Source organism: Mesotoga sp. H07pep.5.4, from assembly GCF_003664935.1.
Lineage (GTDB): Bacteria > Thermotogota > Thermotogae > Petrotogales > Kosmotogaceae > Mesotoga > Mesotoga prima.
Genome location: NZ_JFHM01000015.1, coordinates 27,018 through 53,757 on the forward strand (window position 1 = coordinate 27,018; position 26,740 = coordinate 53,757).

A 26,740-nucleotide genomic window follows, 5' to 3' on the forward strand; every position below is an offset into this window, starting at 1 on the left:
TGTCATGAGTGAAAGGAAGTGTTTTTGATGGCTATTTTGTACACGATAATCAGTGTCTGCTACTACTTGATAACGGCTTTTATCATCTTTGTTATAGCTAGAAGCTTGGTGAAGACGAAGAATTTCCAAGAAGCAATCCTGTTTTCTGTCATGCTCATGCCGTTCATCCTGCGACTTTTGAGAATCAAGTAGGGGGTGCTGCGATGACTGACAGAAATCTGGCGATAGTCAAAATAGTATCATGTGTTTTAGTTGGAATTGCCCTAATTATTTCCGGTGTAGAGTTCTACAATCACAGGAATTTCAAGGAACCCGTCGTTGTTGGATCGGGAGTCACTGAAGTCAAAAAGTTAGGTGACTACTTCGCTCCGTTGAAAGGAACGATAAACGATACGAACATCTACATAATTGATAGCGGTGTACCGGGTGGGACGGCTATGTTGATAGGCAGGTCGCATCCCGAGGAACCCGCAACGAATCTGGCTGCCAAGATCTTCGTCGAAAACGCGAAACTTACCAAGGGAAGACTCATAGTTGTTATTACAGCTAATCAGAGCGCTTCAAGGGTTACCAGACCTGGGGATGCATATCCTATGTACTACACAATAGAGACTCCATGGGGAGAGAGCAAGTTCAGGATGGGAGATCGATGGTCCAACCCGCTTGACTCATGGCCGGATCCCGAAGCGTATGTTCACTATCCTAGTGGTCAACTCCTGGCTTATATGGATATTCGTAATTTCAACAGAACGTGGCCCGGAAGAGAAAATGGGATGATCACCGAACAGACAAACTACGCCTTTATGAACTTGATAAGAGAAGAGAATGTAGACATATTTATCGATTTACACGAAGCCGAGCTGGAGTACCCTGTTATAAGCACTATAGTTGCCCATCAAAAGGCGGCCGATATTGCCGGACTGGCTTCAATGATACTTACCTCAACTGAATTCAGAATTGGTATGGAGTTCTCACCTCCTAGCCTGCACGGACTTTCTCACAGAGAGGTCGGTGACCATTCCTACGCCATATCTCTGTTGTTTGAAACGCCGGAACCTTTTCTTGACAGAGTCAGGGGAATCACCGATGAGGCTCTTCTCTTAACGGGTAAGGATGAATTCGTTATGACGGCAGGTAAGTTCGGTTTGCTCTACGAGAAAATTGACGAAAATGGTTGGCCGATCGACGTAAGGGTTGGCAGACACTGTTCTTCAACTCTTATGGTTATTGAACTATGGGGTGATTTCAATCCTGGAAAGGAGGTTGTGATCGAAGGAGTTCCAAGGTATGACGAGGTAGTAAGCAATGGAACAGGCTATTATTTCCATGATCCTTCAAAAGCTAGAACACAGGACATTTATTACGAGTAACCAAGAACATTTGTGATTGATAATCACAAAGGAGGGGAGTGAGGGTGAAGAAACTGTTATTGACTGCAATACTGATAGTCTCACTGTTCTATGTGAGTGCTGTAGCATGTACGGATATCTTAGCGGCAAAACAAGCCACTGTAGATGGTTCCGTTATCACATCTCATACATGTGATGGTCGTTATGACTCCAGACTGGTTGTCGTACCGGCTATGGATCACGAAGAGGGAGCTATGGCCCCAGTTTATGAGTGGATAGTCTACGCCGATCGAATGGATCTGGTGAAGCTTGGAGAGATTCCACAGGTAGCACATACCTACCAGTACTTCAACGTTGCTTATCCTATGGCAAATGAACACCAGCTGATAATAGGAGAGACGACACTTGGTGGAGCCAGAGAGACTGCCAACAGCGATAAGGCGATAATGACAATCGAACAGCTGGAGATCTTCGCTCTACAGAGAACAACTAACGCCAGAGACGCTATAAAACTTATAGGCGCTCTTGCAGAAGAGTATGGTTACCGAGAATCGTGCTGGTTAGGCGAATGCATTACAATTTCCGATCCGAACGAAGTTTGGGTCTTCGAAGTTTACGGGACCGGTCCCCTATGGGAACCAGGTATGGGACCTGGCGCTGTTTGGGCTGCCCAGCGCGTGCCCGACGATCATATTACTACCGTCGTGAATTACAGCATGATTGGTGAGATCGATCTTGAGACAAACAGGCCCCCGAACGTATCTGCAGGGGACTTCATGATCAGTGAAGACTATGTTCAGGTGGCAACGGATCTTGGCCTGTATGATCCGGCCAGTGGAGAACCCTTTGTCTGGAAGTACATATTTGGAGACATTGAGGGGAAGAAGAGCGACAGACTCTGGAGAGTCTTCTCTGTTCTCAATCCTTCGGGGAACTGGTCGTTGGACAACACATGGGAATATCCATTCTCAGTTAAGCCGGATGAGAAGGTATCCGTGTACGACATAATTGAGCTTTATAGGGACGTTTCCGAAGGTACACCTTACGACATGGGCGATAACGAGGCATGGTACTATGAAAGTGGAGGCGAGATGGTTAAGAGTCCGCTGGCAAGTTCTGAGCCCAACACTCCTATGAGAAATCTTCTTGGCATTCCTTACACAAGAACAATAGCAAAGAACGGTTGTTCGTACTATTTTGTTTCGCAGGCAAGGGACTGGATGCCCGACAAGATAGGCGGACTTCTCTGGTTCGGACTTGACAACCCGAGAAAGGGAGCCTGGATTCCCGTTTATGTAGGGACTCTTCCCAATACGCTCCCGGAGTCTTGGGTGACCTTAAACAGGGATGAGCTTGACAGGAGCTGCTCTTATTGGGCCTTTGATCTTGTCGATAAGATCTCTAATCAGAGGCTTGGGGCTCTTATGCCTTTGATAGAGGAAGTAAGAGTACCTTTCCAAACGGAGATGTTCGAAGAACAGAAGGATCTTGATGAAATGGCAATGACCCTTTACGAAGATAATCCCGAGCTTGTTCTTAGACTCCTCTCATCCTACACGGCGAGAAAGATGAGAGAAGCAGAAGAACTCTGGTATGATCTTTCAGAGGTCTTGTTAACTAAGATAGACTAAGTAATTGACTTTGGGCCGGTTGATGCCGGTCCATTACTTTGAAAGGGGAGTGAAAGAAATGAGACGTGCACTTATTGTTATGCTAGTCCTCATTGTCGGTTATGGAGTAACAGCAATGGCATGTACTTCGATACTTGTCGGAAAAGACGCATCTGTCGATGGTTCTACTATGGTGACACATACTTGCGACGGCAGTTACGATGCCAGGTTACAGGTGATTCCCGGTGGAGTACATGAAGAAGGCGAGACGGTAAGTATCTACAAGGGTTTGTGCCAGGCGGGTATTCCAGGTAGAACGGTTCAGTATGTTGGAGAGATTCCACAGGTTCCCGAAACTTACACCTACTTCCACACCGGCTACCCGTTTATGAACGAACATCAGGTAATTATCGGAGAAACAACCTGGAGTGGAGAAAGAGCGCTCAGAAACTCCCAGGGTTGGATGACAATCGAGCAGCTCCAGGTGCTGGGTTTGCAGAGAGGAAAGACAGCCAGAGAAGTCATTCAGATAATGGGTGAACTTGCTGAGAAATATGGTTATGGTGACGGCGGCGAGGGGCTTACAGTAATTGATGGAGACGAAGCCTGGTTGTTTGAGATCTGTGGCCCCGGTCCTTTCTGGTCTCCTGGAAGCGAAGAACCCGGAGCAGTATGGGTTGCGCAGAGAATTCCCGATGACCACGTCCTTGTCCATGCAAATAGATCTAGAATTGGCGAAATCGATCTTGAGAACACAGATTATTTCATGGCATCACCCAATGTATACTCAACGGCACTGGAACTCGAGCTGTGGGACGGACAGGAACCATTCCTTTTCTATGCAGCTTACGGGCCAAAGAATGCCTTTTATAACACGAGACGTGAATGGAGGGTTCTGGACCTTCTTGCCCCGTCTCTAGAGCTCGATCCATGGGCAGAAAGATATCCGTTGTCTGTCAAGCCAGATAAGAAAGTGTCTGCGCAGGATCTTATGATGATTAAGCGTGACCATTATGAAGGAACCGAATTCGATCTCACTGTTGGCCTTGCCGCAGGTCCTTTTGGTAATCCCAATAGGTATGCTACCCCTGCCAGTGCTAGACCGGAAGGCATAAACTATGACGGTTGGGAGAGAGCTATATCTATGTTCAGATGCTCATATGTCATAGTTGGGCAGGCAAGAAACTGGATGCCAGATGCGATCGGTGGAGTTGTGTGGTTCGGAGAGGATGCACCTCACTCGACAGTTTATATTCCATTCTACGCAGGTGCGACCAGTGTTCCCGAGTCGTTCAGTCAAGGAGCAAGGGATTTCTTCGACAGAAGCTCTGCTTGGTGGGCATTCAACCACGTGTCAAACCTAGCCGATCTGAGATATAATGTCGCAATAGAGATAATCAAAGAGGAATACACGAAGTTTGAGACTGAGTTCCTCGCAAATCAGCCGCTGATCGAAAAGGTTGCGCTGGATCTCTATGCAGAGAATCCCGAAGCGGCTATCGATTTCATTACTAATTACGGCAACGGGCTAGCAAACAGAGTTGTCGATAGATGGTGGAAGCTGGCCGATGAGCTAATTTACACCCTGAACGATGGGTATGTTGATGGTAAGACTGTGGGTTATCCGACGTGGTGGCTCGAAGCTGTTGGTTATGGAGATACAACTGCAAGATAGATACTGATCGTTTATTTGTAAGGGCGGATATTATTCCGCCCTTTTTTAAAGCTATAGATGGAGTGATCCGCGAAAAACATCCAGTGAGTGCAAGTGTGCTCAAATCAGCTAATTCTCAATGCGTTGCATATTCGAAAGATAAAACCTACTCTTCCTGGATTGATTTTCGAATCCCTGAAAGGGTTTGAGTCTTTCCGAAGCTAACTGGAGCTTTTTCCTCCTATTTAACACTTGTGTATCGATTGAAGGAAGGAGGCATATTCTTGGGACCCTTTGCTATAATGAATATAGAAAGTTCTCGAACCTTACTTATGTTGATTTTTTAGTATCTACAGAGTTTATTGCTTGGGGATGTCACTTTTGAAAATTGCTACGATCTTTTTGATTCTTATTGCGAGTTCAGTTCTTTGCTCGCTGTCTATCGAACCGCTCCCCGTAATTGAAGATCCAGTGCTTTTTACAGTTTGGGGTGAGAGCATAGAGCTTCAAAACATAAACTATTTCTGTGATAGTCTTCAAGTTGCACGTGATTATTCACCGGGTGCAAGTATCGAAGATCTGTGTGAAGGCGCCGGATTCAGGATTGAAGAAGAGCTTTCAGGAGAATCTTTCCATCCATTTTATGTTTCAGGGACACCTTACCGCACACTTGTGATAATTGCCGGGAGTTCTTTGCCAGAGTCGAGAGCAGACATAGAGAGAATTGAAGAGCTTGCTTCCTCAGTGAAGTCTTCAAATGGATTAGTGATGGTAATCGATATAGATGTTGAAGGATCGGGAGATGATCCACTGAAGCAGGAATTTGCTCAAAGATTGGTGCAGTATCTAGATGTTCTGATTGTAGCTGAAAGGCCAGTTGGAGAGTATCTGTCTTTCTTGGAAGGAGAGACTCCTATAGTTGTTGAGTTACCCGTGGTTGTAGACCTCGTTTCGATTTTCGAAAGGGACTTTGGGGGCGGCAGATGCTGCGATTGATTGGAGGAAATATGAAGAGAGTTCTCTTGATTACGATGATTTTGATTGGCGCATTCGCACTATCTCAGATTCAGTTGGAAAACTCACTTGCTTTTGGGGGCGAAGGTGACGATGTAGCAAACGACGTTTTAGTGTTGAACGACGGAACATTAATACTGGTAGGCTACACGACTTCTTCGACTGGGGAGCTTGGAAGTTCTAAAGGAGAAGAGGATTTCCTGATTCTTAAGTTAGATGAGAGGTTACGCATAATATGGTCAAAGACATATGGAGGAAGCGGGCGTGACATTGCCGAAGCGGTTCTCGAAACATCCGACGGAGAAATAGTAGTTACCGGATTGACGGAATCATCTGATGGTGATGTTTCTGAAAGCGATAGGCTTGGCGATTTTTGGGTTATCAAGCTCTCGTCCACAGGGAAGCTCCTCTGGGAGAAAACCTTCGGGGGAAGCAGCCAGGATCATGCTTATGACGTAGTGGAAAGCCCTTCAGGAAATATTCTCGTGGCTGGCTACACAAGGTCGCCCGATGGAGACATCGAAGGACATGTATGGGGCGAAGATTTCTGGATAGTCGAGATTTCGTCATCCGGCCAACTTTTGAAGCAATGGGTTATCGATGGAGGAAACAACAACGAGGATCTTGCAAGAAAGCTGTTCGTAACTGAAAAGGGAGATATTTTGATTACGGGATACACCGCATATAAAGATGTAGGTGTCAGCTGTAACTATGTGAATGAGCAGGCAGCTCTTGCCGTTATTGATGCTGAAGGCATTTCTTCTTATTACGGTTTTGGAGGCATGTATCTTGAAGACGGTTACGATGTACTTGCATCTGGAGACAAAATCCTTATAGTCGGTGAACAGGATGCTGGAGTGTCTATGTTTTCCGGCGGACTCGGAGGAAAAGACTTCTACATTGTAACAGTGGACAGAGCTGGGCAAGAAATTTGGGCGAAGAACTATGGAGGAACATTCGCGGATGTCGCACGAGTGGTTCAGCCATTCGGGAACGGTCACTTTCTTGTTGCAGGTCATACAACTTCGCAGGATATTGACATTGAAGATCCGCTCGGGATGACAGATGGGTGGATAATCGTTGTTAATGAAAACGGTGAGCTTGTCGAATCGTTGTCGGTAGGTGGCTCGGCTGACGATTTCATTCTTTCGGGTGTCAATTACGGTGAAAAGTACATTTTATGTGGTTGTTCAACGTCATCTGACGGAGACCTGGAAAGCAACAAGGGTAAAAAAGACATCTGGTTGATTACGTTAGGAAAATAGATAAGGTCTAGCGACCTTAAACTGGGGTTAATCCCCAATAAAATCAAGTTGGGAGGGGTTTCAATTGCGTAAGATCCTGTTGGTCCTGATTGTGGCTGCAGCAATAGTTAGCATCGGCTTTGCATGTACCACGATCATCGTAACTAAGGGTGCGTCTGTTGACGGTTCGGTAATGACGAGTCATTCAGCTGACTGCGGCCTCTGTGATTTCAGGTACGTCTATGTTCCACCCGCAGACTATGAAGCGGGAGCAAAGAGAGCAGTTTATCCATTCGTTGAGCCATATCCACGTTATGTCGGTGCGGATATGGGTCCGACCTACAACGATCCGGACCTTCCGGCTACTGAGCCTCTGGGTTACATCGATCAGGTCGAGCACACATATGGCTACTTTGATGCAGTCTATGGTGTGATCAACGAGCACCAGCTTGCCATTGGCGAATGTACTTGTTCCGCAAAGGTCTATGCTCAGCCAAAGGCCGGAGAATGCATATTTGACGTAGCCGCTCTTTCCAGAGTTGCTATGGAGAGATGTACAACCGCAAGAGAAGCCGTTGAACTGATGGGCGCACTTGCCGTTGAGTACGGTTACTACGGTTGGGGAGAAACACTCACAGTAACAGACCCTAATGAAGCATGGGTCTTCGAAATCTGTGCAACGCCTGACAAGAAGAGCGCACTTTGGGCGGCAAAGAAGGTTCCAGATGGAGAAGTCTTCGTGGAATCAAACATGTTCAGGATAAGAGAACTCGATCCTGAAAGCCCTGACAATATGTTCTCACCGAATCTTATCGATGTTGCAACAGAAGCCGGCTGGTACGATCCCAGCACAGGTCCTATCGACTGGATGGCAACTGTAAGCACAGGCGAGTACTCCATGCCTTACTACAGTCTTAGAAGAACATGGAGAGTTCTCGACAGAGTCTCCCCATCTCTTGGACTTTCTCCCTGGGTAGAAGACAGTTTTACAAAAGACTACCCATTCTCTATCGTGCCTGACAAGAAACTGTCTGTGGCCGATGTTATCGACCTCTTCAGGGATCATTACCAGGGAACAGAGTTCGATTTGACTGAAGGACTTGCCGCAGGACCTTTTGGCAATCCTAATCGCTATGCAGGTTCCAGTAAGCTAATAAAGGGAAGCTGGGAAAGAGCCCTTTCTATCTTCAGATGTGAGTACGTTTTCGTTTCTCAGGTTAGAGACTGGCTTCCTGATCCTGTAGGTGGAGTAGTGTGGTGGGGAGCAGCTGCACCTCACGAAACGATTCTTGTGCCGATGTACTGTGGAATAACGGACGTTCCTTATGCTTATGACAGTGGTAGCCTTCAGGAATTCGACTACGATGTCGCATCTTGGGCATTCAACTTCATGGGTAACTGGGCGGAACTGAAGTGGAGCTACATGTACCCGGAGATTCAGGAACTTCAGAAGAAGATCGAAGGAAAGCTCTTTGCAGTACAGCCAGCGATCGAAGCGGCAGCTGCACAGCTTTACGAAACAGATCCAGAACTGTGTAAGGAATTCCTTACTGATTACGTTGCCGACGTCACTGACAGAGTAATGGCAGAAGTGTGGGATTTCAACGAATACCTTATTACGAAGTACAGAGACGGATACATAAACATTCCGAACGTTGGTTCGTCTGCAGGATACCCCGACTGGTGGCTTGATGCAGTAGGATACGACGAAGGCCATATTTTCGGCGAAGACGGCTACAAAGCTAAGTAATCGACTTACCCGCCCCCAAAGTGGGGCGGGTTTTGCTCTTTCTTGTATTTCAAACCTTGTAGACGATTCTTGATTCATATATAGTGTTGAAGATTTCGAATGAGGAGGTTACTAACATGAGAAGATTTTTGTTAGTTCTGATTGTAGTTTCTCTTGTCAGTGTTTTTGCGTTTGCCGAACCCGAAGTAAAACTCGGTTTGCCTGTCGTAATAACTTCTGCAGGTCAGAGCGCAGAGGTTGAAACAGTCAACTATGTTGCCGATGAAGTCGGCCTAAAGTATGATTACTGTGACGTTCTTTCCAAGGATGAACTTGCTGCTGGAGTTGGACTCGGTGGAGCCAAGTCAGCAATAGGAAAGCACGTTACGACGCTTTCTCCCGATCCTGAAGGTACTAAGTTCCAGTCTCTGTTACTCGTTCTTGGCGCCAGCCTTAAAGGCATGGGTGCTTCCGGTCTCTCTGTTGAAACTGAAGTTGACAGACTCAAGGACCTTATAGAATATGCGAAGGCAAACAAAATAAAGATTATTGCAGTTGCTATTGGAGGAGAGATTCAAAGAGGTCTTCCAGGAAGTCCGATCGAAGTTATTATCGACACCGTCGTTCCCCATGCTGACGTATTCATAGTTACAAAGGATTCAAATGGCGATGGGAAGTTCACGAAGGCGGCGCAAGCCAGAAACGTTCCGATAGTAGAGATCGATTCTGCATTTGATCTTCTCGATACTTTTACACAGGTATTTGGCTTGTAGTTTCTTGGTGGCCGGCGCAATAGTTTTATCTACCGCGCCGGCTCCAATTAAAGGGGGTAATCAGATTGTCAGCTGATGCAATATACATGCAAACGATCATAGCAGGAATAGTTATGGTTGGAGCCTATGCCGTCGGGAAGTTTCTGAAATTTTCAACCGAACTATGTATGTTTGTCGCAGTAATCGGTGGTGCCATTGCCGGGGGAGCGGGATTTGATACTTTCAGACATATTGCCGAAGGATCGGTAACCTACCTCGACATTGGACTAATTTTCGTGTTTGCAACGATATTTATGAACATCATCAAGGAATCGGGTGGAACGAATTACATAGTAAGAAAGATAATAGGTGCCTTCCACAACAAGAGAATACTGATGCTGATACTTCTCATGCTTGTGATTCTTGTTCCAGGAGCCCTAACAGGTGCCGGAAGCATCTCGGTCTTGGTTGTTGGAGGAACGGTTGCGGCCGCTCTCAACGCAATGGGACTTTCGAAGGTGAGAATCTCGGCGTTGATTTTCATTGTCGCGGGTTTGAGTGCCGCTGCTCCGCCAGTTAACATCTGGGCGATGATGACCTGTGCCGGAACGGCCATTCCTTACGTTGGATTTACGATGCCTCTTCTCATACCGGTCCTAATTCTTGGGCTTTTCACCGTGCTGTTTTTTGGGCGCGGGGCAGGAAATATCGACAAAGAAAAGGCTCTCAAAGAGATTCCCGATCCAAAAGGACTCTCCGGATGGAGTGTTGGAGTACCTTTCCTTGTCTTGATCTTCCTGCTTGGAGCTCCTAGAATCTGGCCATTTGATTTCCCGGTCCTCGGATTGCCTCTGGTATTTGCTATCTGTGCTTTGGTAGCATGGCTTATGAACTTCAAGAGAGTCAATATATTGAAGGTCAGCAGAGAAACGGTCGCTCAGTTGACGCCGCTCATAGCGACTACCGCTGTCGTCGGTATGCTGATACAGGTGATGAGTTTTAACGGTGTCAAAGGCTTGATTTCCATGTGGATTGTGACTGCCCCTCTCGCGATCGTCTGGATTCTCCTTCCTTTCATAATACCAATATCGGAAGGTCTCCTGACGTATGGTGGTGCTATGGTAATTGGCATACCTCTTATATGGATGTTGAACTCGAACGGGATCAACCCGGTAATCGTTTTGGCAGGACTGAGTTTACTGTGGCCTCTTGGGGATGGATTGCCCCCGACTGCGCTTATTGGGCGCTTGACGGTTAGCACAGTAGGTTACAAAGGCTCATATGGCTCATTCTTGAAAGAATGCGTGGTGCCCTGGATAGCCATAACTGTCGTTGCAATGATACTGGTTATCTTTGCAAATAAATTCAACTTCCTGATGATGGTAGGTTGAGGAGGAGGTGTCGTCATGACTTTGATAATGTTTCTGTATTATGTGATGACAGCCTATGTGGTAGGCATGCTTATCTGGAACTTCATAAAGACGAAGGATATAAACAGCGAAATCTTATATGCACTGGCTCTCTTGCCCCTCATTCTCAGATTGCTTAGAATGAGGTAGGAGGGATATTATGATGAGAAAACTATTGATACTGGTTGTTCTGGCACTTATTGTCTTGGCGGGCGGAATTCCTTTGTACATACAGAGGAGTTACAAGGAAGAAGTAGTCGCCGGGCCGAGCGTGACAGACGTGTTCAAGCTAAGCAAGTATTTCGACGGAATCAAAGGAACTATTGCCGATACCGACGTCTTCGAGCTTAAAGGAGCAGAAGAGGGTGGAAAGACGTTGATAATCGCGGGAACCCATGCAAATGAACCCTCCGCTGCCTTACTAGCCTATTTCTTCATTGAGAATCTTGAAGTGGAAAAGGGAACAGTATATATTATTCCGCATTTCAACCTGAGTGGTTCTCTGGGGCCGCAGCCCGGTGGCGGTTTCCCACTCTATTACTTCGTGGATACTCCCTGGGGCGAAAAGAAATTCAGAATGGGCGATCGAGGCTTCCAGGCACTCGACCAGTGGCCCGATCCAGATGTATATGTTCACTATCCAGACGGCCAGTTGTTGTCCTATATCGATGCAAGAAACACAAACAGATCTTGGCCGGGAAGACCCGATGGCTACCTTGCGGAAAAGGTTTCCTTTGCAGCAATGGAGATGATCCGTAATGAAGGAATTGACGTGGTTATCGATCTTCATGAGGCTGAGGCAATGTATCCAGTAACAAACTGTATAGTTGCTCCCGAGAAGTCAATGCCCTACGCGATAGGAGCTGCGTTCTATGTAAAGGGAAGGGAGAAATTCGAAAACCATGTGGAATCTTCACCGGCGGGTTACAGGGGTCTTTCTCATAGAGAGATCGGGGATTGGTCAGACGCATACCCCTTCTTACTGGAATCTCCTGGTGTGCACTTAGATCAGATTACGGCAGCGAAAACTCCTGAGCTGATCATAGACGGAATAGACCCGTTTGTACTGAAGGCCGGCGAAAAGGGACTGCTTTTCGTTCCATATGACGAAAACGGATTCTCTATGGACAGAAGAGTTGGACAGCATTCTTCTGTCATACAGGAGATTTTGTCTCAGTGGACGAAGAAGAATCCAGATCGCGGCTTCAAAGTCTCGGCTCCGAAACATGCGGACATTGTTGAAAATGGTCTCGGGTTTTATTTCAAAGATCCTTCTGAAGCAGATGAAAATAAGGTCTTTCTCCAGTAGGATTTTGTCTAGGGTGAACGAGTGCATGCGTTATCGAGGACGCATGCACTTTTTTAGTTTTCGTCACGGTTTCGTTATTATTCTTCTTGAATAATCCGCCCCAGCTGCAGCAGATCGTCGACTATGTAGTCGACGTCTATCGAAGGTTTCGACCCATCTTGCGAAAAGAAGCAGGTTTTTGTTCCCGCATCCCTTGCGGCCATCACATCGAGATCTCTGTCGCCAATGGAGAGGGTTAATTCTGGTTTTAATCTGTGTCTTCTAATCGCGCTTATGAAAGCATCTGGATCGGGCTTTCTTTTGAATCCGCTTTCTTTTGTGACAATTTCACTGAATAAGGAGGTCATCTCAAAGTAATCTAGCAGTTTGAAGGCTGTCCTTCTAGCTCGATGAGTAATTATTAGATTCACTCCACCATCTCTTTTAATTCTCGAGCATACCTCACGGGCACCACTGAATGGAGGCTGTTCGACTGGAGCCAATTCTTCCTCCATTCTTTGGAAGTCTTTGTAGAAAGCGTAATCAACTCCACGATCTAGATAAAAATCTACGGCCTTTCCCAGCGTTTCTTTCATCAGCGAGAGTATCTCATCTTCAGAAGCACCGTATCCGTGAATTGCCAGAGACTGCTTGAATAGTCTTACCATGGCGGGATAGGTGTTAAATAACGACCCGTCGAAATCCCATATTAGATTTTCAATCATCGCCTTCACAGCCGCTGAATCTGTTGCAAACCTGGAGGACAGAAGGAACCTGGCTTAAAGAGGTTAAGACGAAGTCCGCGCTGGTCTTTACGAAATCCTTATCTGGATTGAAAAGGCACGTCGCTATTCCCGCTCTCTTTCCAGCCTCTATATCGATCTCTCTGTCACCTATCGTCAAGACTCTCTCTCTCTCAAGGCCGTATTTGTCAATTATGTACATTATTGCTTGAGGATCAGGCTTTCTCGCAAAGCCGCTATCCGCAGATACGATTTCGGAGAAGAGATCGAGCATATTGTAGTAATTGAGAAGTTTGGTCATGGAGTAGTTGCTTCTATGACTGAAAAGGAAATTGCTGCCGCCGTTCCTGTTGATCTTCACACAAATCTCCTTTGCGTTATCAAATGGCGGCTGTCTCTCGGGTTGCAGAAGATTCTCTATGCGGTAGAAATCCTCAAGGAAGCCATTTTTCAGCTTGTATTTATTCACAAAATAGCTTGCAGCTTTCGACGTCGACTCCTTGAGCTTTTCAAGGATTTCATCTATTGAGGCTTCGACATCATACTTCTCGAGAACTTCCTGAAATACCTTTGCTGCAGCTGGATAAGTATTGAAAAGTGTACCTCCGAAATCCCAAATCACGTAATCATACATAGTACTTCCCCTTTCTTGGATCTAAATCAATAATAAACGCTTTTGGGGATTTCGTCCTGTCGAGTATCTTAAGAATCATGAGTTTCTTCAAGATATCTTACCCTCGATGCAGCGATTATTTCCAACGTTTCTTCTCTTCTTACCCAGCCCTCGATACCCGTTTTCTTCTTTTCGAGATCCTTGTATACGGAGAAGAAATGCTCTATCTCTTTCAGCAGATGAGGCGGAACATCATCGAGAGTCTCAATGTAATTCCAGACCGGATCATGAATCGGAACACAAAGGACCTTTTCATCGGGTCCCTTCTCGTCCCACATCTTGAATGCGCCTATGGGCTTCGCTTCTATTAGACAGCCAGGAAAGGTTGGCTCCCACAGCAAAACCATCGCATCGAGCGGGTCCTCATCCTCGGCAAGCGTATTGAGGATGAAGCCATAATCCATTGGATAATGGACCGCAGAAAACAGCGTCCTGTCGAATCTTATTCTTTGAAACTTCTTGTCGTATTCGTACTTGTTCCTGCTCCCTTTCGGAATCTCTATCATTATGTCCAGTACTATTTCTTCCTGCAAAGCTGTCACCTCCACAACAATTATGCCAGAAAGACCACAGCCTCTGATTATCATAAAAGAAGAACCCCATAAGGGGTTCTTCTAAACCGATTTCAAAACAGTCTTACCTATTGTTAAACAAGAATACCCAGGCAGCAGCGTCTTCGCCGTTGATCTTCCCGTCCTTGGGGAAGGAAATGTCGCAAGCGGTTATGTCGTCTGCTTCCGTAGAACCGATCTTTTCAACTAGATATTCGAAATCCTTCGTATCAACAACGCCATCGCTATTGACGTCAAGATCGTCACCTTCGTGATGAGCGAGATCATCGAATATTGGCAGGTACATCTCTCTTTTTTCAATTTCCCAGAAGCCCAGCTGCCCACTTTCATATTGTTCTTCACTGATAGCCGGAATCACGAAGTAACCACCATCTCCCCAGTCATAGGCCCAGGAGTTCTTTATTATCCAGAACGTGGTGGTTGTGAAAATCGGTGAGGCCGCCTGTGTTGGATCGACATATGTGTAGCTTTCAATCTCTTCGTCCAGAATAGGAGTTGCATCTGGATTTGTCTTGCCAGCTAGAATAATATCGTCGAGATCTGTGGCACTTGCCCATCCGACTAGAGTAACTGCATGTCCGCCCGTACTATAATCTCCTTCTACTGGAGAATATATACCCTTTGAATAGTAGTTGAAACTATACGGAACTGAGAAAGAGACGGCAAGAGATCCATAATCTGAAAGCGCTGTCTTGATCATGTTCAAATAGTCTTCATAGCTGTACCCTAGCTCAGCTGCCGATGTGGATGGAGGGATCATAACGGTTCGGGACGACTTCAAGAGCGGAGCATTGTATGCCGAGGGAGGCAGAGGGACTTCCTCCCTGGGGTCCAAATAGACTTCAGAATACGGGGCATACTCTTCTTCCATCATTCCGTACCTAATTAGGTTGTACATTGCAAAATAACTGTTACCGCCCTCAAGGCTGTTCTTATCCTGAACATAACTGTCTGGTGAAAAACTGTAGATATCCCAGTCTATGTTGTGATAAGTTCCCCATCGTTCCGAATAATCAAAGGTGTTATCAACGTTGCCGTTCATTCCGAAAGACTGCACCGCCAAAGCGCTCTCAAAAGAGCCCACAGTGGCAAAAGACCAGCAGCTTCCATGAATGAACTGATCTCTTATAGGTTCGAGTCTTACAAAACTGCTCTCGGCTACTACGCGAGGTTCCAGAAGCACGAAAGTCGACATCATGAGATCATCAGTAGTTGTCATTCCCTGTATAGAGAATTCATCCATCTCTTCTATGTATGCCAACCTCAAATACTCGATGAATCTCTCGCGCACTTCATCTGGAAGGTCTATGTAGCCATTGAGTTTCTCGAATATCGCTTCTACGTCACCAATGTTCGCTGTTTCCAGTTTAGCAACGAAGCTCTCTTCTAGATCTGCTTTCCAGCTGAGATTCATTCTTGATATCGCTGAGTTGATTTCCGTCTCTATGGATACTACCTGAGTTGCAACGTTAGCAGTTGCAAACGAGTATAAGAACAAAACCGAAAGTAATGCTACCAATATTTTCTTCATGGTCATCCCCCCTTTACTCCAAGAAGACAATCGGTTCGTGATCAACTATGAAACCGTCAACCGAACCATTGTCTACATTTCTGAAAGCGGGATTTGGCAAATCGGGGTAAATGTCATATGTATCCCAGTAACCTTCGTACGCCAGTCCAACGGCAATGATCTCGCCTTCATAATCCTCTGGAACTGAAAAAGTGAGAGTTGCGAAGACATTATCGGCAGCTTCAGCTTCATCTTCTCCGTTCAGGAAGGCTTTGTAAAGGGTAACTGCTTCATCACTGCTCTTGAATGTTCCGACGTCCTTCAAACCAGCCATGAAATTCCCGAACTCAACGCTTTCAAGAACAATGCCTTCTGAGTTCCATAGAGAAAGTTGAATATACCTTACATCGTAAAGATCCGCAAAACTTGCGACATTCTCTGTCATAACACCGACAGTAAATGAATCGCCGGGTCCTATATCGCTATCAGGAGTAGAAAGGCTGATCACAGGTTTTTCATCGGAGTCGTATCTTTCTCTCAGAGAGAAGGCTTTGTATGCTTCTCCATAGTCATTAAATGTGTTTCCAAATACATGGGCCTCAACCCATCTCGCGTAAACTGTGTTAAGATCAAATCCCACTTCAGCAAACTTGTAGAACAAGACATATCCACTGTAAGGACCTTCAACACCGGCATAGTATGCCCTTATCGATTTCTCGCCATACTCGAATCCATAAGGCACCCATAGCGTATCGTAATCTATCAAATAACCAGGTAGATACACATATGTCTGAAGATCGGGCCTGTCATTCGGTATTTCTTCCCATGTGTCATACTTGCCATCATCATTGGTGTCTAGCAGGTTCAGGCGCTTCCTTACCGTTACCTCTTCGGCAGGGACAATTTCCTCTGAAGCAGTCTTGTAAAATCTAATGCCGAAAGCCTCATCTTCGATATACTGGAAGTAGTCGCTGTAGTCAAAGTACATCAATCCGGCTCCAGACTGGAAGAGTTCTCTCTTGAGATTCGTGGCTTTGAAAGAAATCGTCTCCTTCGATTGAGCACCCATCGAATCGGTTGCTACAACCTCTGCGATGTACTTTCCTTCTTCGTCTAGAGCGTACACCGCTTCGCCGGTGTCTACCACAGACAGAACTTCAGCCCCATCCTTGTAGAGCTTGAACTGAGAAGTTACTTCCGTGTCATCAAAGTCAGTTACTTCCCACTCGAAAGTGACAAGCGTCATCGGAGCAATTTCCTGCCCTTCCGAAACGGAGCCTGTCAACGATATTACCGGTGGATTGTTGATCTTAAAGCAGCCGGAGACAAATAGCATGAATCCCAGCAGAAGAGTAATCAACAACGTTTTCTTCATTTTCTTACCCCCTTTTCAAAGATTTCGAGTTCAAACAATTATACATTCACAGGCGCCAATTCTGAAAACCCCATTTGTGAACAATTCTGCTTTCATGGCTTGAAAACATGATTTCTGCTTTGTCTAGATCCTACCTGACACCGTCGGAAAATCTCTGAAAAACTTCGATAAAGGACTCGGCAACATGCTTTTCAATGAAGAGATTTACTTCACTTTCAACCGGGTTCTTCATCCCAAATTCAGTAACACTCCCATGTTATAATCCATCTAAGTTGCTTTTCTAAAGCTTTACATTGATTCGGGGAGGTAGCACATGTACGATTTCAGGGCGATCGAAAAGAAATGGCAGGAATATTACGCTAAGGAGAAACCATTCAATATAGACCTTGAGAAGGCCGAACGACCCTTCTACAACCTCATGATGTTTCCCTATCCCTCCGCAGCCGGACTTCACATAGGAAATATGTTTTCCTTCATAGGTTCGGATGTATATGGAAGGTTCATGAAACTGAAGGGCTATGATGTATTTGAACCGATCGGCTTCGATGCCTTTGGAATTCATAGCGAGAACTACGCTTTGAAAGTTGGTAGACATCCCGCAGAACTCACCCCGAAGAGCATAGAGTATTTCAGAGAAGAGCAGCTGAAAAAGATCGGGAATATCTTCGATTGGAACAGCGAAGTGATAACCTCTTCTCCAGAGTACTACAAGTGGACGCAGTGGATATTCATACAGTTATTCAAGAATGGACTCGCAGAAAAGCGTTCTTCAAATGTGAACTGGTGTCCATCGTGCAAAACGGTGCTTGCTGATGAACAGGTTATCGATGGTCGTTGTGAAAGGTGCAACAGCGAAGTTGAGAAGCGTGAGATGAGTCAGTGGTTCTTCAAAATCACAGAGTACGCAGAGAAGCTGCTGTCTAACCTGGAGAAGCTTGACTGGACCGATACGACCAAAAATCTTCAGCGGGCCTGGATAGGCAAATCCTCCGGAGCTACGATCTCTTTTGAAGTATCCGGAATGAATGAGAAGATAGATGTTTTTACAACCCGTCCAGATACGATATTTGGAGTAACTTACATAGTTGTTGCTCCTGAATATGGTCTGGTCAGTAAGCTAATCACGCCCTCAACACTGCAGGCCTTTGAAAACTTCAAAGAAGAAGTCAAGAACATGGATCTTGCCACGAGAACATCTATTTCGCGCCCCAAGAATGGAATATTCACCGGATCTTACGCCGTTCACCCTCTTACAGGTGAGGAGCTTCCAATATGGATAGGAGATTACGTTCTGGCAGAATACGGAACGGGCGCTGTTATGGCCGTCCCGGCACACGACGAGAGAGATTATGTCTTTGCGAAGAAGTATGGACTGGAGATAAAACAGGTTATCGAATGTGATCCCTCACAGTTGCCCTATACTGAGAAGGGAAAGATGATCAACAGCGGAAAGTATTCGGGCATGCTCAGCGTTGACTTCATCGAGAGGATAGATGAAGTGAGCGAGAGTATAAAAGGTTCGGTGAATTACCACCTTCATGATTGGTGCATCTCGAGGCAACGCTATTGGGGTCCGCCAATTCCGATTGTGTACTGTTATAAGTGTGGAACGATTCCGGTGCCTGAAGATCAGTTGCCGGTAACGCTACCAAATACCGATGATTACATACCGGACGGAAGCGGGAAGTCTCCTTTGGCAAAGAATGAAAAGTTTGTCAACACGATTTGCCCTGTTTGCGGTGGACCGGCTAGACGAGAGACCGATGTATCCGACAATTTCCTTGATTCGGCTTGGTACTATCTGAGATACCTCTCTCCAAAAAATGACAAATTCGCCTTCGAAAGAGAGCTCGTCGAAAAGTGGTGCCCTGTAGATATGTATATTGGCGGGAATGAACATGCTACCCTGCACCTCATGTACTCGAGATTTCTTTCAATGGCACTTCACGATATGGGTTTTCTTCCTTTTGAAGAGCCGTTCACCTCATTCAGAGGTCACGGACTCATAATTAAGGACGGCGAGAAGATGTCGAAGTCCAAGGGCAACATTGTCAATCCAAACGAATATTTTGAGAGCCATGGAGTAGATGCCCTCAGGACATATCTGATGTTCATGGGTACGTTTCTTGAAGGAGGAGACTTCAGGGACAGCGGGATGGACGCTATGAGGAGGTTTCTCAATCGTGTATGGGACATCGCCACTATGCCCGAAGGGAGAAGTTCTACCGAGTTGAAGATAAAGATGTCAGAGACTGTAGAGAAAGTAGAGTATTCAATCAAGAATATCAAGCCGAACACGGCAATTGCCGCTATCATGGAGTTTGTTAATGAAGCTTCGAAAGAAGCTTCTATCGAAAGACAGCTTGTTATAGATATGGCAAAGCTTCTTTCTCCATTTGCACCGTTTGTCTGTGAAGAGATTTACAGTATGAAGGGTGGAAAAAAGAAGACGATTCTTGACGATGGATTCCCATATGGTTATGAGAAGTACGCATCTATGGCCAAGACGGAATTGCCTGTCCAGATCACTGGAAAGATGAGGGGAAAAGTCGTGCTTCCTCAGAACGCATCCCAGGAAGAGGCAATGGAAGCGGTAATGGCTGATGAAAAACTCTCAAAAATGCTTGAAGGAAAGTCAATAAGAAAGATCATCTACGTTCAAGACAAGATAATCAACATAATTATTTGAACGCAGTAAACAATATTCTGTTCTGAATACAAAAATGGAGAGCCAGTTGTTCTCCATTGTCTTCCATAGATTCATCTTCATTTTGATACGGGCTTTCGCGAAACAAAAATACTGGTATTCCCGTATCTTGCATGGTGTCTTACAGGCCTGAACCCAGCCTATTCTTGAACTGCTTGTTGATTATCTGTGGAAAGTGGCAAATCGAAGTGATAGAAACCGTCAGGTAAGTTATTCTCACTTTTCAGAGAACCTTATCTGTTGAGCAACTCCATCTCCTCAATCGCAGTACCGACAACGTAATCCGCTTCGATATATGTTCCATTACCGCTAGACTGCGAAAACCTTCCTGTAGAGCGATAGCTTTTGTTCTTGTCCGAAGTGGTGCATCGATTGAACCGAAATGGCAACGTCGAATCCCTCCAACGGCAATTCGACTTCGAAATAGGAACCGGCAATCAAATTTAGGTCTCCATTCTTGTCTTTGTATTTGCTTCTAAGAATTTCGAGCATCTTCTCTGATAGGTCGATGCCGGTTACCCTGGCCGTGGAATTCAATTTGAATATCTCGCCAATTTCCAGGCCCGTCCTGCAACCGAGATCAAGGATCCTGATTCCTGTAGTAACTGGAACTAGCCTTGCTTCTTCTCTGTAGAATGCAGCGGATTCATTGACATTGTTTTTCATGTGGGATTCGCATGAATCGGCTCCTCTATCGAAGAAAGCTCTCGTTTTTCCAAGTAACGGTTCATTTTCTCTCGCTCCGTTATTTTGCTTCTTTGGCAGGTCAATCTACTTTCTTATATTATAGAAGTGCCGAACGAGTATGAAGCCGATTTTGCCGTAACTATTATGGTGGGAGTCTTCACGGAAGTCTAAAATGAGCTTTTGCCCGAAAGGAGACAACATTGATAATCAGCGCGAGCAGGAGGACGGATATCCCGGCATTCTATTCCGATTGGATTATTGAAAGAATCAGAAGCGGTTTCGCTCTGGTCAGGAATCCTTTCAATTCCAGACAGGTAAGTAAGGTAACTTTGAATCCGGAGGCAGTAGATTGTCTTGTTTTCTGGACCAAAGACCCTAAGAACATGCTCGACAAACTATCTTACTTGAAAGACTACTGCTACTATTTCCAGTTCACAATCACACCCTATGATAGATCTGTAGAGCCCGGACTACGCGACAAGGGAAACATCATTGAGACTTTCAAGAAGCTGGCGGATAGAATCGGTAGTGAAAGAGTAATCTGGCGATATGATCCGATTATAGTTTCGGAGCAGTTCAATTTAGCTTACCATTTTAGAGCCTTCGAGAAGATGGTCGATCTACTTCAAGGGCACACGGAGAAGTGTGTAATTAGTTTTCTAGATTACTACAAGAAAATCTCTTCAGGTCTAAAGAGATTAGGTTTAAGAAGACCGGAAAGAGATGGAATCAGAGATGTTGTTCGGTTTTTTGCCGGGAAAGCAAAGGACGCGGGGATCCATATCGAGACGTGTTCTGAAGAGGAAGACCTCGACGAATTCGGAATAACCCATGGCAGTTGTATTGACGGCAATCTTATAAACAGGCTTACGGGCAGAAACAAACAGTACTCAAAAGACAGATATCAAAGATCTGCATGTAGATGCGTTGAAAGCGTTGACATCGGTTCATATAATACCTGTCTTCATCGCTGCATTTACTGCTACGCGAACTTCAGCCAGAAGATGATCTATAGAAATTACGGGAGGTACGATTCAAAGTCTCCGATTCTCTGTAGTCATCTAGACGCAGGAGACACCATAACAGAAAGAAAAGAGTAGCCGATTCCTGAAGGCGTTCTAGGTTCAAAGATCTAGATTTAGTGTCTTTTCGCCTTTAATGGGTTCATCATTAGCCATATCATCTTCTCTAGAGCTCAGTGATGTTGTCCCTTCGTTGCAGAATCAGCTAAAATCTCGCGTCTTTTCAGTCTTGCCTTCTCGCGTTTCTCTCACTTTGTCATCCCGAACTTGTTTCGGGATCTTGGTTTTGATCTTATCCAAAGACGGTTCTTCACAGTGCTCAGCGGCACTTAGGAACTAGATTCTGAAACAAGTTCAGAATGACGGGCTGTGGCGTTTTTGCCTACGGGTCTTTAACCTGCAACTTGGAACCGAGAACTTGCAACTGGTCTTTCAGCGTATAGCGTCTCTTAGGAACTTGATTCTGAAACAAGTTCAGATGACAGATTGTGTCGGTTTCATGGCCGCAGCCAGCAACTTGGAACCGAGAACTTGCAACCGGTCTACAAAGCCAAGAAGTTAACAGGATCGAACATCAACGCAAAAGTACGGAGTCCAGAAAGACCACGAAGGTCCTGGAAAATACTTCCGATGCCGGAAGTAACTTCCGCCTTCGGAAGCGCTTCTTCCAAACTATGTAGTTGGCCAGATTTAGCTGGACTCACACCCTCCGCCACTACGTGGCCCTGCTCCCTCAAAGGTGGATTTAAGATGGGGATCATTCGGAGCAAAAAACAAACTCATGCAAGAAACAGCAAATTAGTGGAATTTAACTCCCAGACTCAAGGGTAATGATGAGCTCCCTCATGTGAGGATTAAAGAAACAGGATCATTAGTACGCAAATACAAATTCGCGCAAGAAAAAGCCAATTAGCGGGATTAAATTTCCTGACTTATGTGTAATAATGAGAGTTAATGGAGGTTAACCGTAACTTTGGCAATCTCTCAATCACCCCACATCTCGACTAATATCTTATAATCGGCACGGACGGGCAGATAATTATTTTGAAATGCGGTAGGAGGGTTACTAATGGAAGAATTTCTCAGTGGAGATCTCTTTAAATGGGTGATAATGCCCCTCATAATCTTCTTCGCAAGAATCGTTGATGTCTCTCTAGGGACAACGAGAATCATAATGGTTTCTAGAGGGAAGAAGGAAATTGCCAGCCTGATCGGTTTCTTTGAAGTTATTGTATGGTTGCTCGTTGCCAGCAAGGTTATCCAGAGTGTTGACAACGTACTTTACATTCTTGCTTATGCAGGCGGTTTCGCTGCCGGTAGCTACATAGGGATCTTGATAGATGAGAGACTGGCAATGGGTACTGTCTCTATAAGGTTAATCACATCAGTTGAACCGACTGAACTGATTAATAAACTCTGCCAGGCGGGATTTGGGGTGACAAAGATAGATGCGCAAGGCTCTCGCGGAAAGGCTTACATAATCTACAGTATAATAAACAGGAAGGAAGTCTCAGAGTTTGAAAGAATAGCTCAAGAATGCGTACCAAAGGCGTTTATGTCTGTTGAAGATATCCGGAAGGTTAGGGAAGGAGTCTTCTTGCCAAGAGATACATTGCGAATAAGAAGAGAATCGCCTTTAAGAAAATCGAAGTGACCTCTGTATGGATTACTACGAGAAAGAGATAAGGGTTCGGCCCTCATCTCGTTATGTCGTTAACGATGTTACCGTCTTTTATTTCGATTATTCTGTCAGTTTCTTCTGCGATCCTTCTGTCATGAGTGATGATCACGAAGGTTGTTCCGTATTTCTTGTTAAGGCTGCGCATGAGATTGAAGACCTTTGACGAAGTATCTGAATCGAGATTACCTGTCGGCTCGTCCGCGAGGATGATTTTCGGATTATTTATGAGTGCCCTCGCGATTGCCGTTCTCTGCTGTTGACCTCCGGACATATTTGGCGCAAGATTGTTCCTGACCATGCTGATTTCAACAATATCCATAAGCTCTCTCGCTCTTTCTACTACTTCTTTCGTTGGTTTGAGACCCTTTATTCTGTACGGGAGAATTACGTTCTCAAAAGCAGTGAATTCCGGAAGGAGGTAATGAAACTGGAAGATAAATCCTATTGTTTCGTTTCTTACTTTTGCGAGTTCATTCTTATTCATTTTGTTTGTCTTCCTGCCGGAAATCGTTACTTCTCCGCTAGATGGCTTATCAAGAGTTCCAATAATATTCATCAGTGTAGACTTTCCGCTTCCAGATTGGCCGACTATCGAGATGAAAGAAGATTCTTCGATCGCAAGATTTATTCCATGCAGCACTTCGGTTTTGACAACGGTTCCGTATTCTTTCTTTATCTCTTCAAGCTTTATAATATCAGCCATTTCTTATCACCTCAACCGGACTGAGTTTGGAGGATCTTCTTGCAGGAACCATGGCTGCAATGGTCGAAGCACTTATGGCTATGATCGCAGAAAGCATTACAAATCCGTAGTTAAGAGAGATGCTTAATATTGGTTCTCCGTCTGGTCCAACGGCAAAGGTAGAAAACATTATTATAAGCAATAAGCCAAAGGCTATTCCAACAACAGCACCCACAACTCCCAGTGCGAGCCCCTGAAATAGGAAGACGAAGCTTGTTGTAGAATCTCTCAAACCCATTGCTTTTAGTATTCCTATCTGTCTCGATTTCTGGACTACAGTTACTGCCAGGACACTTGCTATTCCAAGCGAAACGGCAATAATTACGAAGACTTGAATCATTATACTTGAAATACTCTGTCCGTTCAGCCCGGAAAGGAGGTCCTCATTCTGGGACTTCCAATCTGTAACTTGTAGACTAGGATTCCGAAGAGCTTCCGAAATTAGTGAAGCGTTTTCATCGGCTCTGAAAACCTCGCTCACCTGCATTTCGATCGAAGTGACCGCATCGCCCAGATCCCCCACGGATTGAGCAGTATCGATCGTTGAGATCAGCCAGTTCCTATTGAGACTTGCAACTCCCAGATCAAAAATGCCGACGACTTCGAGGGTTTCGACTGTTCTGTCTGGAGTGAATATCGTTATTTTTTCACCGATTTTCACTTCCAGATCCTCTTTTAAACCCTTGCCGATCAAGATCTCTCTATAATTCTCCGGGATTTTACCATCTACTAGACGTGTATCGATCTTATATATTGCATTTGATTCGGGAAACTGAAGACCCCGAAGAAGAACCGATAAGGTTCTGTTGCCGCTGTCGATAAATACTGGAAGATCCGCGCTCGCCGAAAGAGCCTTTAGTTCCGTTGGAAGATCTAGAGAATCGATCTCCGAAATTATACTCTCCCAGTCTGCTACTCTATTGTCTTCTTCCGATGAAGTAATGGTAACTTGTGAAGAACTTCCGATTGTGGTGTCGACCAGGTCCTTTTGCAGTCCCTGAATGAGCGAGCCGATAAATACCTGGACGGATACCCCTATTGCAATCCCTAGAACTATGAGAAGAGTCTGTACCTTGCTGGATGATAGGAAACGCATTGCGATTGAAAATGCCAGTTTCATTTCTTATCACCCTCCCCGAATGAGAAGATTTCTCTCGGATCTTTCAGGAAAATATCGGCTCCCACTTCCTTCCAGTAATTGGGGTTCTTCTCGAAGGCCTTTCCGCCAACCACTATTCTTGATTTTCCACCGTGTTCCCTTATTTTGGTAATCATCCTACGTGTATTTATGAGGTTGTAGTAATTAGAAACACTAATAGCAATATAGGATGGATTAAGCTCTTTCATCGCTTCGAGGAAGGTGTCGAGAGGGGTATTTGCACCTACAAACGTCGAGTTATATCCTGCAATCGTGAAGATGTCTGAGATCATCCTGGCACCTATTTCATGATACTCTTCCGGTGGACAGAGAACTGCAACGGTAACCTCTTTCTCGGCAGATCTTTTGCCGCCTCTTTTCCCTATGATGTAGGGATAGCAACATTCCATTACGGTCCTGACGATTGAGCTTCTTATATGTTCGTTCCAGATGCACATCCTGTCACTTTCATAGTCGCACTCCCAGTTTCCGAGAGCAGGGCCGAGAATTTCCAGATATAGATCTACCACTTCAATGCTACCAGAATCCAGGGCGTCGATGCAGATTTCTACGGCTCTCTTTTTGTCCTGAGAATCTAGAGCCTCTATGAAACTACTTCTGATTTCGTTCAAGGTAACCTCCTTATTCCAGAGAATCTAGTCTCCTCGTATCATCGTCATCCAGGACTATACTCCCCGCTTCGAGATTTAGGCGCAGGTGATCTAGCTTCGATGCCTTCGGAATTACCACAACTCCTTCTTTGCCCAACAACCAAGCAAGCATTATTTGCTGTACAGTTGCGGAGTACTTCACGGCGAAATCCTTTAGCAGCTTCTCGGTCGAGGGTTTCAAAGAGTTTCTTTTAAGCGGCGAATAGGCAGTCAGAGTTATTTCATGACTCTGACAGTAAGGAAGAAGCTCTTCCATTGGCTGTCTATCGTCAATGTTGAAGAGAACTTGATTGTTTACTATTGGTTGTTTCGAAACGGCAACTGCCTTCTTCAATAAAGGTGTGTCAAAGTTAGAAACGCCAATAAACTTGACTCTTCCATTCACTACTTCTTCACTCATAGCGTTCAGGGTCTCTTCGAGAGGAACATCGGGATTTGGCCAATGTATAAGGTAGAGATCAAGATAGTCCGTCCTGAGTCTTCTCAGAGTTCCTTCTAGAGCTCTGTGAAGGTCTTCCTTCCGCAGATGGATGGGCCAAACCTTAGAAGTAATGAACAGCTCTTCTCTGCTGAAGACCGAAATAGCCTCTCCTATTATTTCTTCGGTATGGCCTCCACCATAGTATTCCGCCGTGTCTATGTGCGTATAACCCATCTCAATTGCTCTGGATATTGTATCGATGTGCTCTTTGTCTCTAGATAGATCGGGAAAATCTCTTCCACCTATTTCCCACGTACCAAGCCCTATGGCTGGAATTTCTCCCATATTCTTTCCCAAAGTTCTGTAAATCATCTTATTCACCCCTGTTCTTTACATTTTACATTAATGATTCGAAAGAAAGTAGCTAGTAAAACATTGCAAACTTCCATGAGCACGTAATTCATCATCATAATTAAATCTTCTCATGAGAATGTTATTAATGCATCAAAACAATCTACTCGAAGTCAAGATGAAGGAGATTAAGAACACCTCCCTTTGAGTTAGATTTACATTTCATTCTCTGTATGTCAACCAGTGATTCTCGAGAATATGCTATATCGGATCTAATTAAGGTTGACAGTCCTTGAGGTATAATTGTTTGAACGGGCTGATCACTTTGCAGTTGCAGTTACAAATGGTCTTTCAAAAACGGCTTTTCCAGAAATCAGGATCTACATCTGGTACCTTCC

At 45.1% G+C, this 26,740-nt stretch carries 24 protein-coding genes; 14 read left to right on the forward strand and 10 right to left on the reverse strand.

Going from position 1 to position 26,740, the window contains the following annotated elements; genetic code table 11:
* The first annotated feature begins 27 nt into the window (after positions 1-27).
* The 11 genes from Y696_RS14055 to Y696_RS09345 all read left to right on the forward strand — a co-directional run bounded on the left by Y696_RS14055 (position 28) and on the right by Y696_RS09345 (position 12,070).
* Complete coding sequence (locus Y696_RS14055) at positions 28-192, forward strand: hypothetical protein (protein ID WP_014731404.1); 165 nt, start codon at positions 28-30, stop codon at positions 190-192.
* Between the two features lie 11 nt (positions 193-203).
* A complete protein-coding gene (locus Y696_RS09305) occupies positions 204-1,370 on the forward strand; it encodes a succinylglutamate desuccinylase/aspartoacylase family protein (RefSeq protein ID WP_121510345.1) in 1,167 nt (388 codons plus the stop codon).
* Positions 1,371-1,414: 44 nt separating this feature from the next.
* A complete protein-coding gene (locus tag Y696_RS09310) occupies positions 1,415-2,980 on the forward strand; it encodes a dipeptidase (RefSeq protein WP_006488104.1) in 1,566 nt (521 codons plus the stop codon).
* Positions 2,981-3,038: 58 nt separating this feature from the next.
* Positions 3,039-4,634 (forward strand): dipeptidase, encoded by a 1,596-nt coding sequence (locus Y696_RS09315; RefSeq protein WP_183084206.1) that lies wholly within the window; start codon positions 3,039-3,041, stop codon positions 4,632-4,634.
* Positions 4,635-4,985: 351 nt separating this feature from the next.
* Positions 4,986-5,609, forward strand: coding sequence for a DUF6305 family protein (locus Y696_RS09320; RefSeq protein WP_259459910.1), 624 nt, complete (start codon positions 4,986-4,988; stop codon positions 5,607-5,609).
* Positions 5,597-6,892, forward strand: a complete 1,296-nt coding sequence (locus Y696_RS09325) for a hypothetical protein (RefSeq protein WP_006488096.1) — start codon at positions 5,597-5,599, stop codon at positions 6,890-6,892. The genes Y696_RS09320 and Y696_RS09325 overlap by 13 nt, the downstream gene beginning before the upstream one ends.
* A 64-nt stretch (positions 6,893-6,956) precedes the next feature.
* Complete coding sequence (locus Y696_RS09330) at positions 6,957-8,621, forward strand: dipeptidase (protein ID WP_121510347.1); 1,665 nt, start codon at positions 6,957-6,959, stop codon at positions 8,619-8,621.
* Between the two features lie 116 nt (positions 8,622-8,737).
* A complete protein-coding gene (locus Y696_RS09335; RefSeq protein WP_006488092.1) occupies positions 8,738-9,373 on the forward strand; it encodes a DUF6305 family protein in 636 nt (211 codons plus the stop codon).
* Between the two features lie 65 nt (positions 9,374-9,438).
* Positions 9,439-10,743, forward strand: a complete 1,305-nt coding sequence (locus tag Y696_RS09340; RefSeq protein ID WP_006488090.1) for a hypothetical protein — start codon at positions 9,439-9,441, stop codon at positions 10,741-10,743.
* Positions 10,744-10,758: 15 nt separating this feature from the next.
* Positions 10,759-10,911: a hypothetical protein gene (locus Y696_RS14060; protein ID WP_006488088.1), complete on the forward strand. Its 153-nt coding sequence runs from the start codon at positions 10,759-10,761 to the stop codon at positions 10,909-10,911.
* Between the two features lie 13 nt (positions 10,912-10,924).
* Positions 10,925-12,070, forward strand: a complete 1,146-nt coding sequence (locus Y696_RS09345; protein WP_259459908.1) for a succinylglutamate desuccinylase — start codon at positions 10,925-10,927, stop codon at positions 12,068-12,070.
* 77 nt (positions 12,071-12,147) lie between these two features.
* Here the strand turns inward: Y696_RS09345 and Y696_RS09350 are convergent, their stop codons facing one another.
* The 5 genes from Y696_RS09350 to Y696_RS09370 all read right to left on the reverse strand — a co-directional run bounded on the left by Y696_RS09350 (position 12,148) and on the right by Y696_RS09370 (position 16,922).
* Complete coding sequence (locus Y696_RS09350) at positions 12,148-12,774, reverse strand: HAD hydrolase-like protein (protein WP_006488084.1); 627 nt, start codon at positions 12,772-12,774, stop codon at positions 12,148-12,150.
* Positions 12,767-13,426 (reverse strand): HAD-IA family hydrolase, encoded by a 660-nt coding sequence (locus Y696_RS09355; RefSeq protein WP_006488082.1) that lies wholly within the window; start codon positions 13,424-13,426, stop codon positions 12,767-12,769. Before Y696_RS09355 ends, Y696_RS09350 begins: the two co-directional genes overlap by 8 nt.
* Positions 13,427-13,494: 68 nt before the next feature.
* A complete protein-coding gene (locus Y696_RS09360; RefSeq protein ID WP_259459651.1) occupies positions 13,495-14,052 on the reverse strand; it encodes an inorganic diphosphatase in 558 nt (185 codons plus the stop codon).
* 49 nt (positions 14,053-14,101) lie between these two features.
* On the reverse strand, positions 14,102-15,568 hold the full coding sequence (locus Y696_RS09365) for a C1 family peptidase (RefSeq protein ID WP_183084207.1): 1,467 nt from the start codon (positions 15,566-15,568) through the stop codon (positions 14,102-14,104).
* Positions 15,569-15,581: 13 nt separating this feature from the next.
* Positions 15,582-16,922, reverse strand: a complete 1,341-nt coding sequence (locus Y696_RS09370; RefSeq protein WP_121510349.1) for a hypothetical protein — start codon at positions 16,920-16,922, stop codon at positions 15,582-15,584.
* Positions 16,923-17,235: 313 nt separating this feature from the next.
* Between Y696_RS09370 and leuS the strand changes: the two genes are divergently transcribed.
* Entirely contained in the window at positions 17,236-19,611 is a 2,376-nt protein-coding gene (leuS, locus tag Y696_RS09375) for a leucine--tRNA ligase (protein WP_006488075.1), read from the forward strand.
* A gap of 327 nt (positions 19,612-19,938) precedes the next feature.
* Here leuS and Y696_RS09380 read toward each other — a convergent pair whose 3' ends face one another.
* Positions 19,939-20,295 carry a class I SAM-dependent methyltransferase gene (locus tag Y696_RS09380; RefSeq protein WP_006488071.1) on the reverse strand — a complete coding sequence of 119 codons (357 nt, stop codon included), beginning with the start codon at positions 20,293-20,295 and terminating at the stop codon, positions 19,939-19,941.
* A gap of 221 nt (positions 20,296-20,516) precedes the next feature.
* Between Y696_RS09380 and Y696_RS09385 the strand changes: the two genes are divergently transcribed.
* A complete protein-coding gene (locus Y696_RS09385) occupies positions 20,517-21,416 on the forward strand; it encodes a DUF1848 domain-containing protein (RefSeq protein ID WP_006488069.1) in 900 nt (299 codons plus the stop codon).
* Between the two features lie 991 nt (positions 21,417-22,407).
* Positions 22,408-22,992 carry a DUF2179 domain-containing protein gene (locus Y696_RS09390; protein WP_006488067.1) on the forward strand — a complete coding sequence of 195 codons (585 nt, stop codon included), beginning with the start codon at positions 22,408-22,410 and terminating at the stop codon, positions 22,990-22,992.
* 43 nt (positions 22,993-23,035) lie between these two features.
* On the opposite strand, the gene Y696_RS09395 is transcribed toward Y696_RS09390, so the two are convergent.
* Genes Y696_RS09395 through Y696_RS09410 form a run of 4 tightly spaced genes read right to left on the reverse strand, consistent with a single transcriptional unit; the run spans position 23,036 to position 26,363 of the window.
* The gene (locus Y696_RS09395) at positions 23,036-23,722 is read right to left on the reverse strand and encodes an ABC transporter ATP-binding protein (RefSeq protein WP_006488065.1); all 687 of its coding nucleotides are present in this window, start codon (positions 23,720-23,722) and stop codon (positions 23,036-23,038) included.
* Entirely contained in the window at positions 23,715-24,881 is a 1,167-nt protein-coding gene (locus Y696_RS09400; protein WP_121510350.1) for an ABC transporter permease, read from the reverse strand. Before Y696_RS09400 ends, Y696_RS09395 begins: the two co-directional genes overlap by 8 nt.
* Entirely contained in the window at positions 24,878-25,531 is a 654-nt protein-coding gene (locus tag Y696_RS09405; RefSeq protein WP_006488063.1) for a B12-binding domain-containing protein, read from the reverse strand. The genes Y696_RS09400 and Y696_RS09405 overlap by 4 nt, the downstream gene beginning before the upstream one ends.
* 10 nt (positions 25,532-25,541) lie before the next feature.
* Entirely contained in the window at positions 25,542-26,363 is an 822-nt protein-coding gene (locus tag Y696_RS09410) for an aldo/keto reductase (protein WP_121510351.1), read from the reverse strand.
* Positions 26,364-26,740: the final 377 nt, after the last annotated feature.

Bases quoted from the DNA above. Each gene is read 5' to 3' on its own strand.
- Y696_RS14055 (WP_014731404.1), top strand. From the start codon at position 28: ATGGCTATTTTGTACACGATAATCAGTGTCTGCTACTACTTGATAACG.
- Y696_RS09305 (WP_121510345.1), top strand. From the start codon at position 204: ATGACTGACAGAAATCTGGCGATAGTCAAAATAGTATCATGTGTTTTA.
- Y696_RS09315 (WP_183084206.1), top strand. From the start codon at position 3,039: ATGAGACGTGCACTTATTGTTATGCTAGTCCTCATTGTCGGTTATGGA.
- Y696_RS09320 (WP_259459910.1), top strand. From the start codon at position 4,986: ATGTCACTTTTGAAAATTGCTACGATCTTTTTGATTCTTATTGCGAGT.
- Y696_RS09325 (WP_006488096.1), top strand. From the start codon at position 5,597: ATGCTGCGATTGATTGGAGGAAATATGAAGAGAGTTCTCTTGATTACG.
- Y696_RS09335 (WP_006488092.1), top strand. From the start codon at position 8,738: ATGAGAAGATTTTTGTTAGTTCTGATTGTAGTTTCTCTTGTCAGTGTT.
- Y696_RS14060 (WP_006488088.1), top strand. From the start codon at position 10,759: ATGACTTTGATAATGTTTCTGTATTATGTGATGACAGCCTATGTGGTA.
- Y696_RS09345 (WP_259459908.1), top strand. From the start codon at position 10,925: ATGAGAAAACTATTGATACTGGTTGTTCTGGCACTTATTGTCTTGGCG.
- Y696_RS09350 (WP_006488084.1), bottom strand. From the start codon at position 12,774: ATGATTGAAAATCTAATATGGGATTTCGACGGGTCGTTATTTAACACC.
- Y696_RS09355 (WP_006488082.1), bottom strand. From the start codon at position 13,426: ATGTATGATTACGTGATTTGGGATTTCGGAGGTACACTTTTCAATACT.
- Y696_RS09360 (WP_259459651.1), bottom strand. From the start codon at position 14,052: ATGATAATCAGAGGCTGTGGTCTTTCTGGCATAATTGTTGTGGAGGTG.
- Y696_RS09365 (WP_183084207.1), bottom strand. From the start codon at position 15,568: ATGAAGAAAATATTGGTAGCATTACTTTCGGTTTTGTTCTTATACTCG.
- Y696_RS09370 (WP_121510349.1), bottom strand. From the start codon at position 16,922: ATGAAGAAAACGTTGTTGATTACTCTTCTGCTGGGATTCATGCTATTT.
- leuS (WP_006488075.1), top strand. From the start codon at position 17,236: ATGTACGATTTCAGGGCGATCGAAAAGAAATGGCAGGAATATTACGCT.
- Y696_RS09380 (WP_006488071.1), bottom strand. From the start codon at position 20,295: ATGAAAAACAATGTCAATGAATCCGCTGCATTCTACAGAGAAGAAGCA.
- Y696_RS09390 (WP_006488067.1), top strand. From the start codon at position 22,408: ATGGAAGAATTTCTCAGTGGAGATCTCTTTAAATGGGTGATAATGCCC.
- Y696_RS09395 (WP_006488065.1), bottom strand. From the start codon at position 23,722: ATGGCTGATATTATAAAGCTTGAAGAGATAAAGAAAGAATACGGAACC.
- Y696_RS09400 (WP_121510350.1), bottom strand. From the start codon at position 24,881: ATGAAACTGGCATTTTCAATCGCAATGCGTTTCCTATCATCCAGCAAG.
- Y696_RS09410 (WP_121510351.1), bottom strand. From the start codon at position 26,363: ATGATTTACAGAACTTTGGGAAAGAATATGGGAGAAATTCCAGCCATA.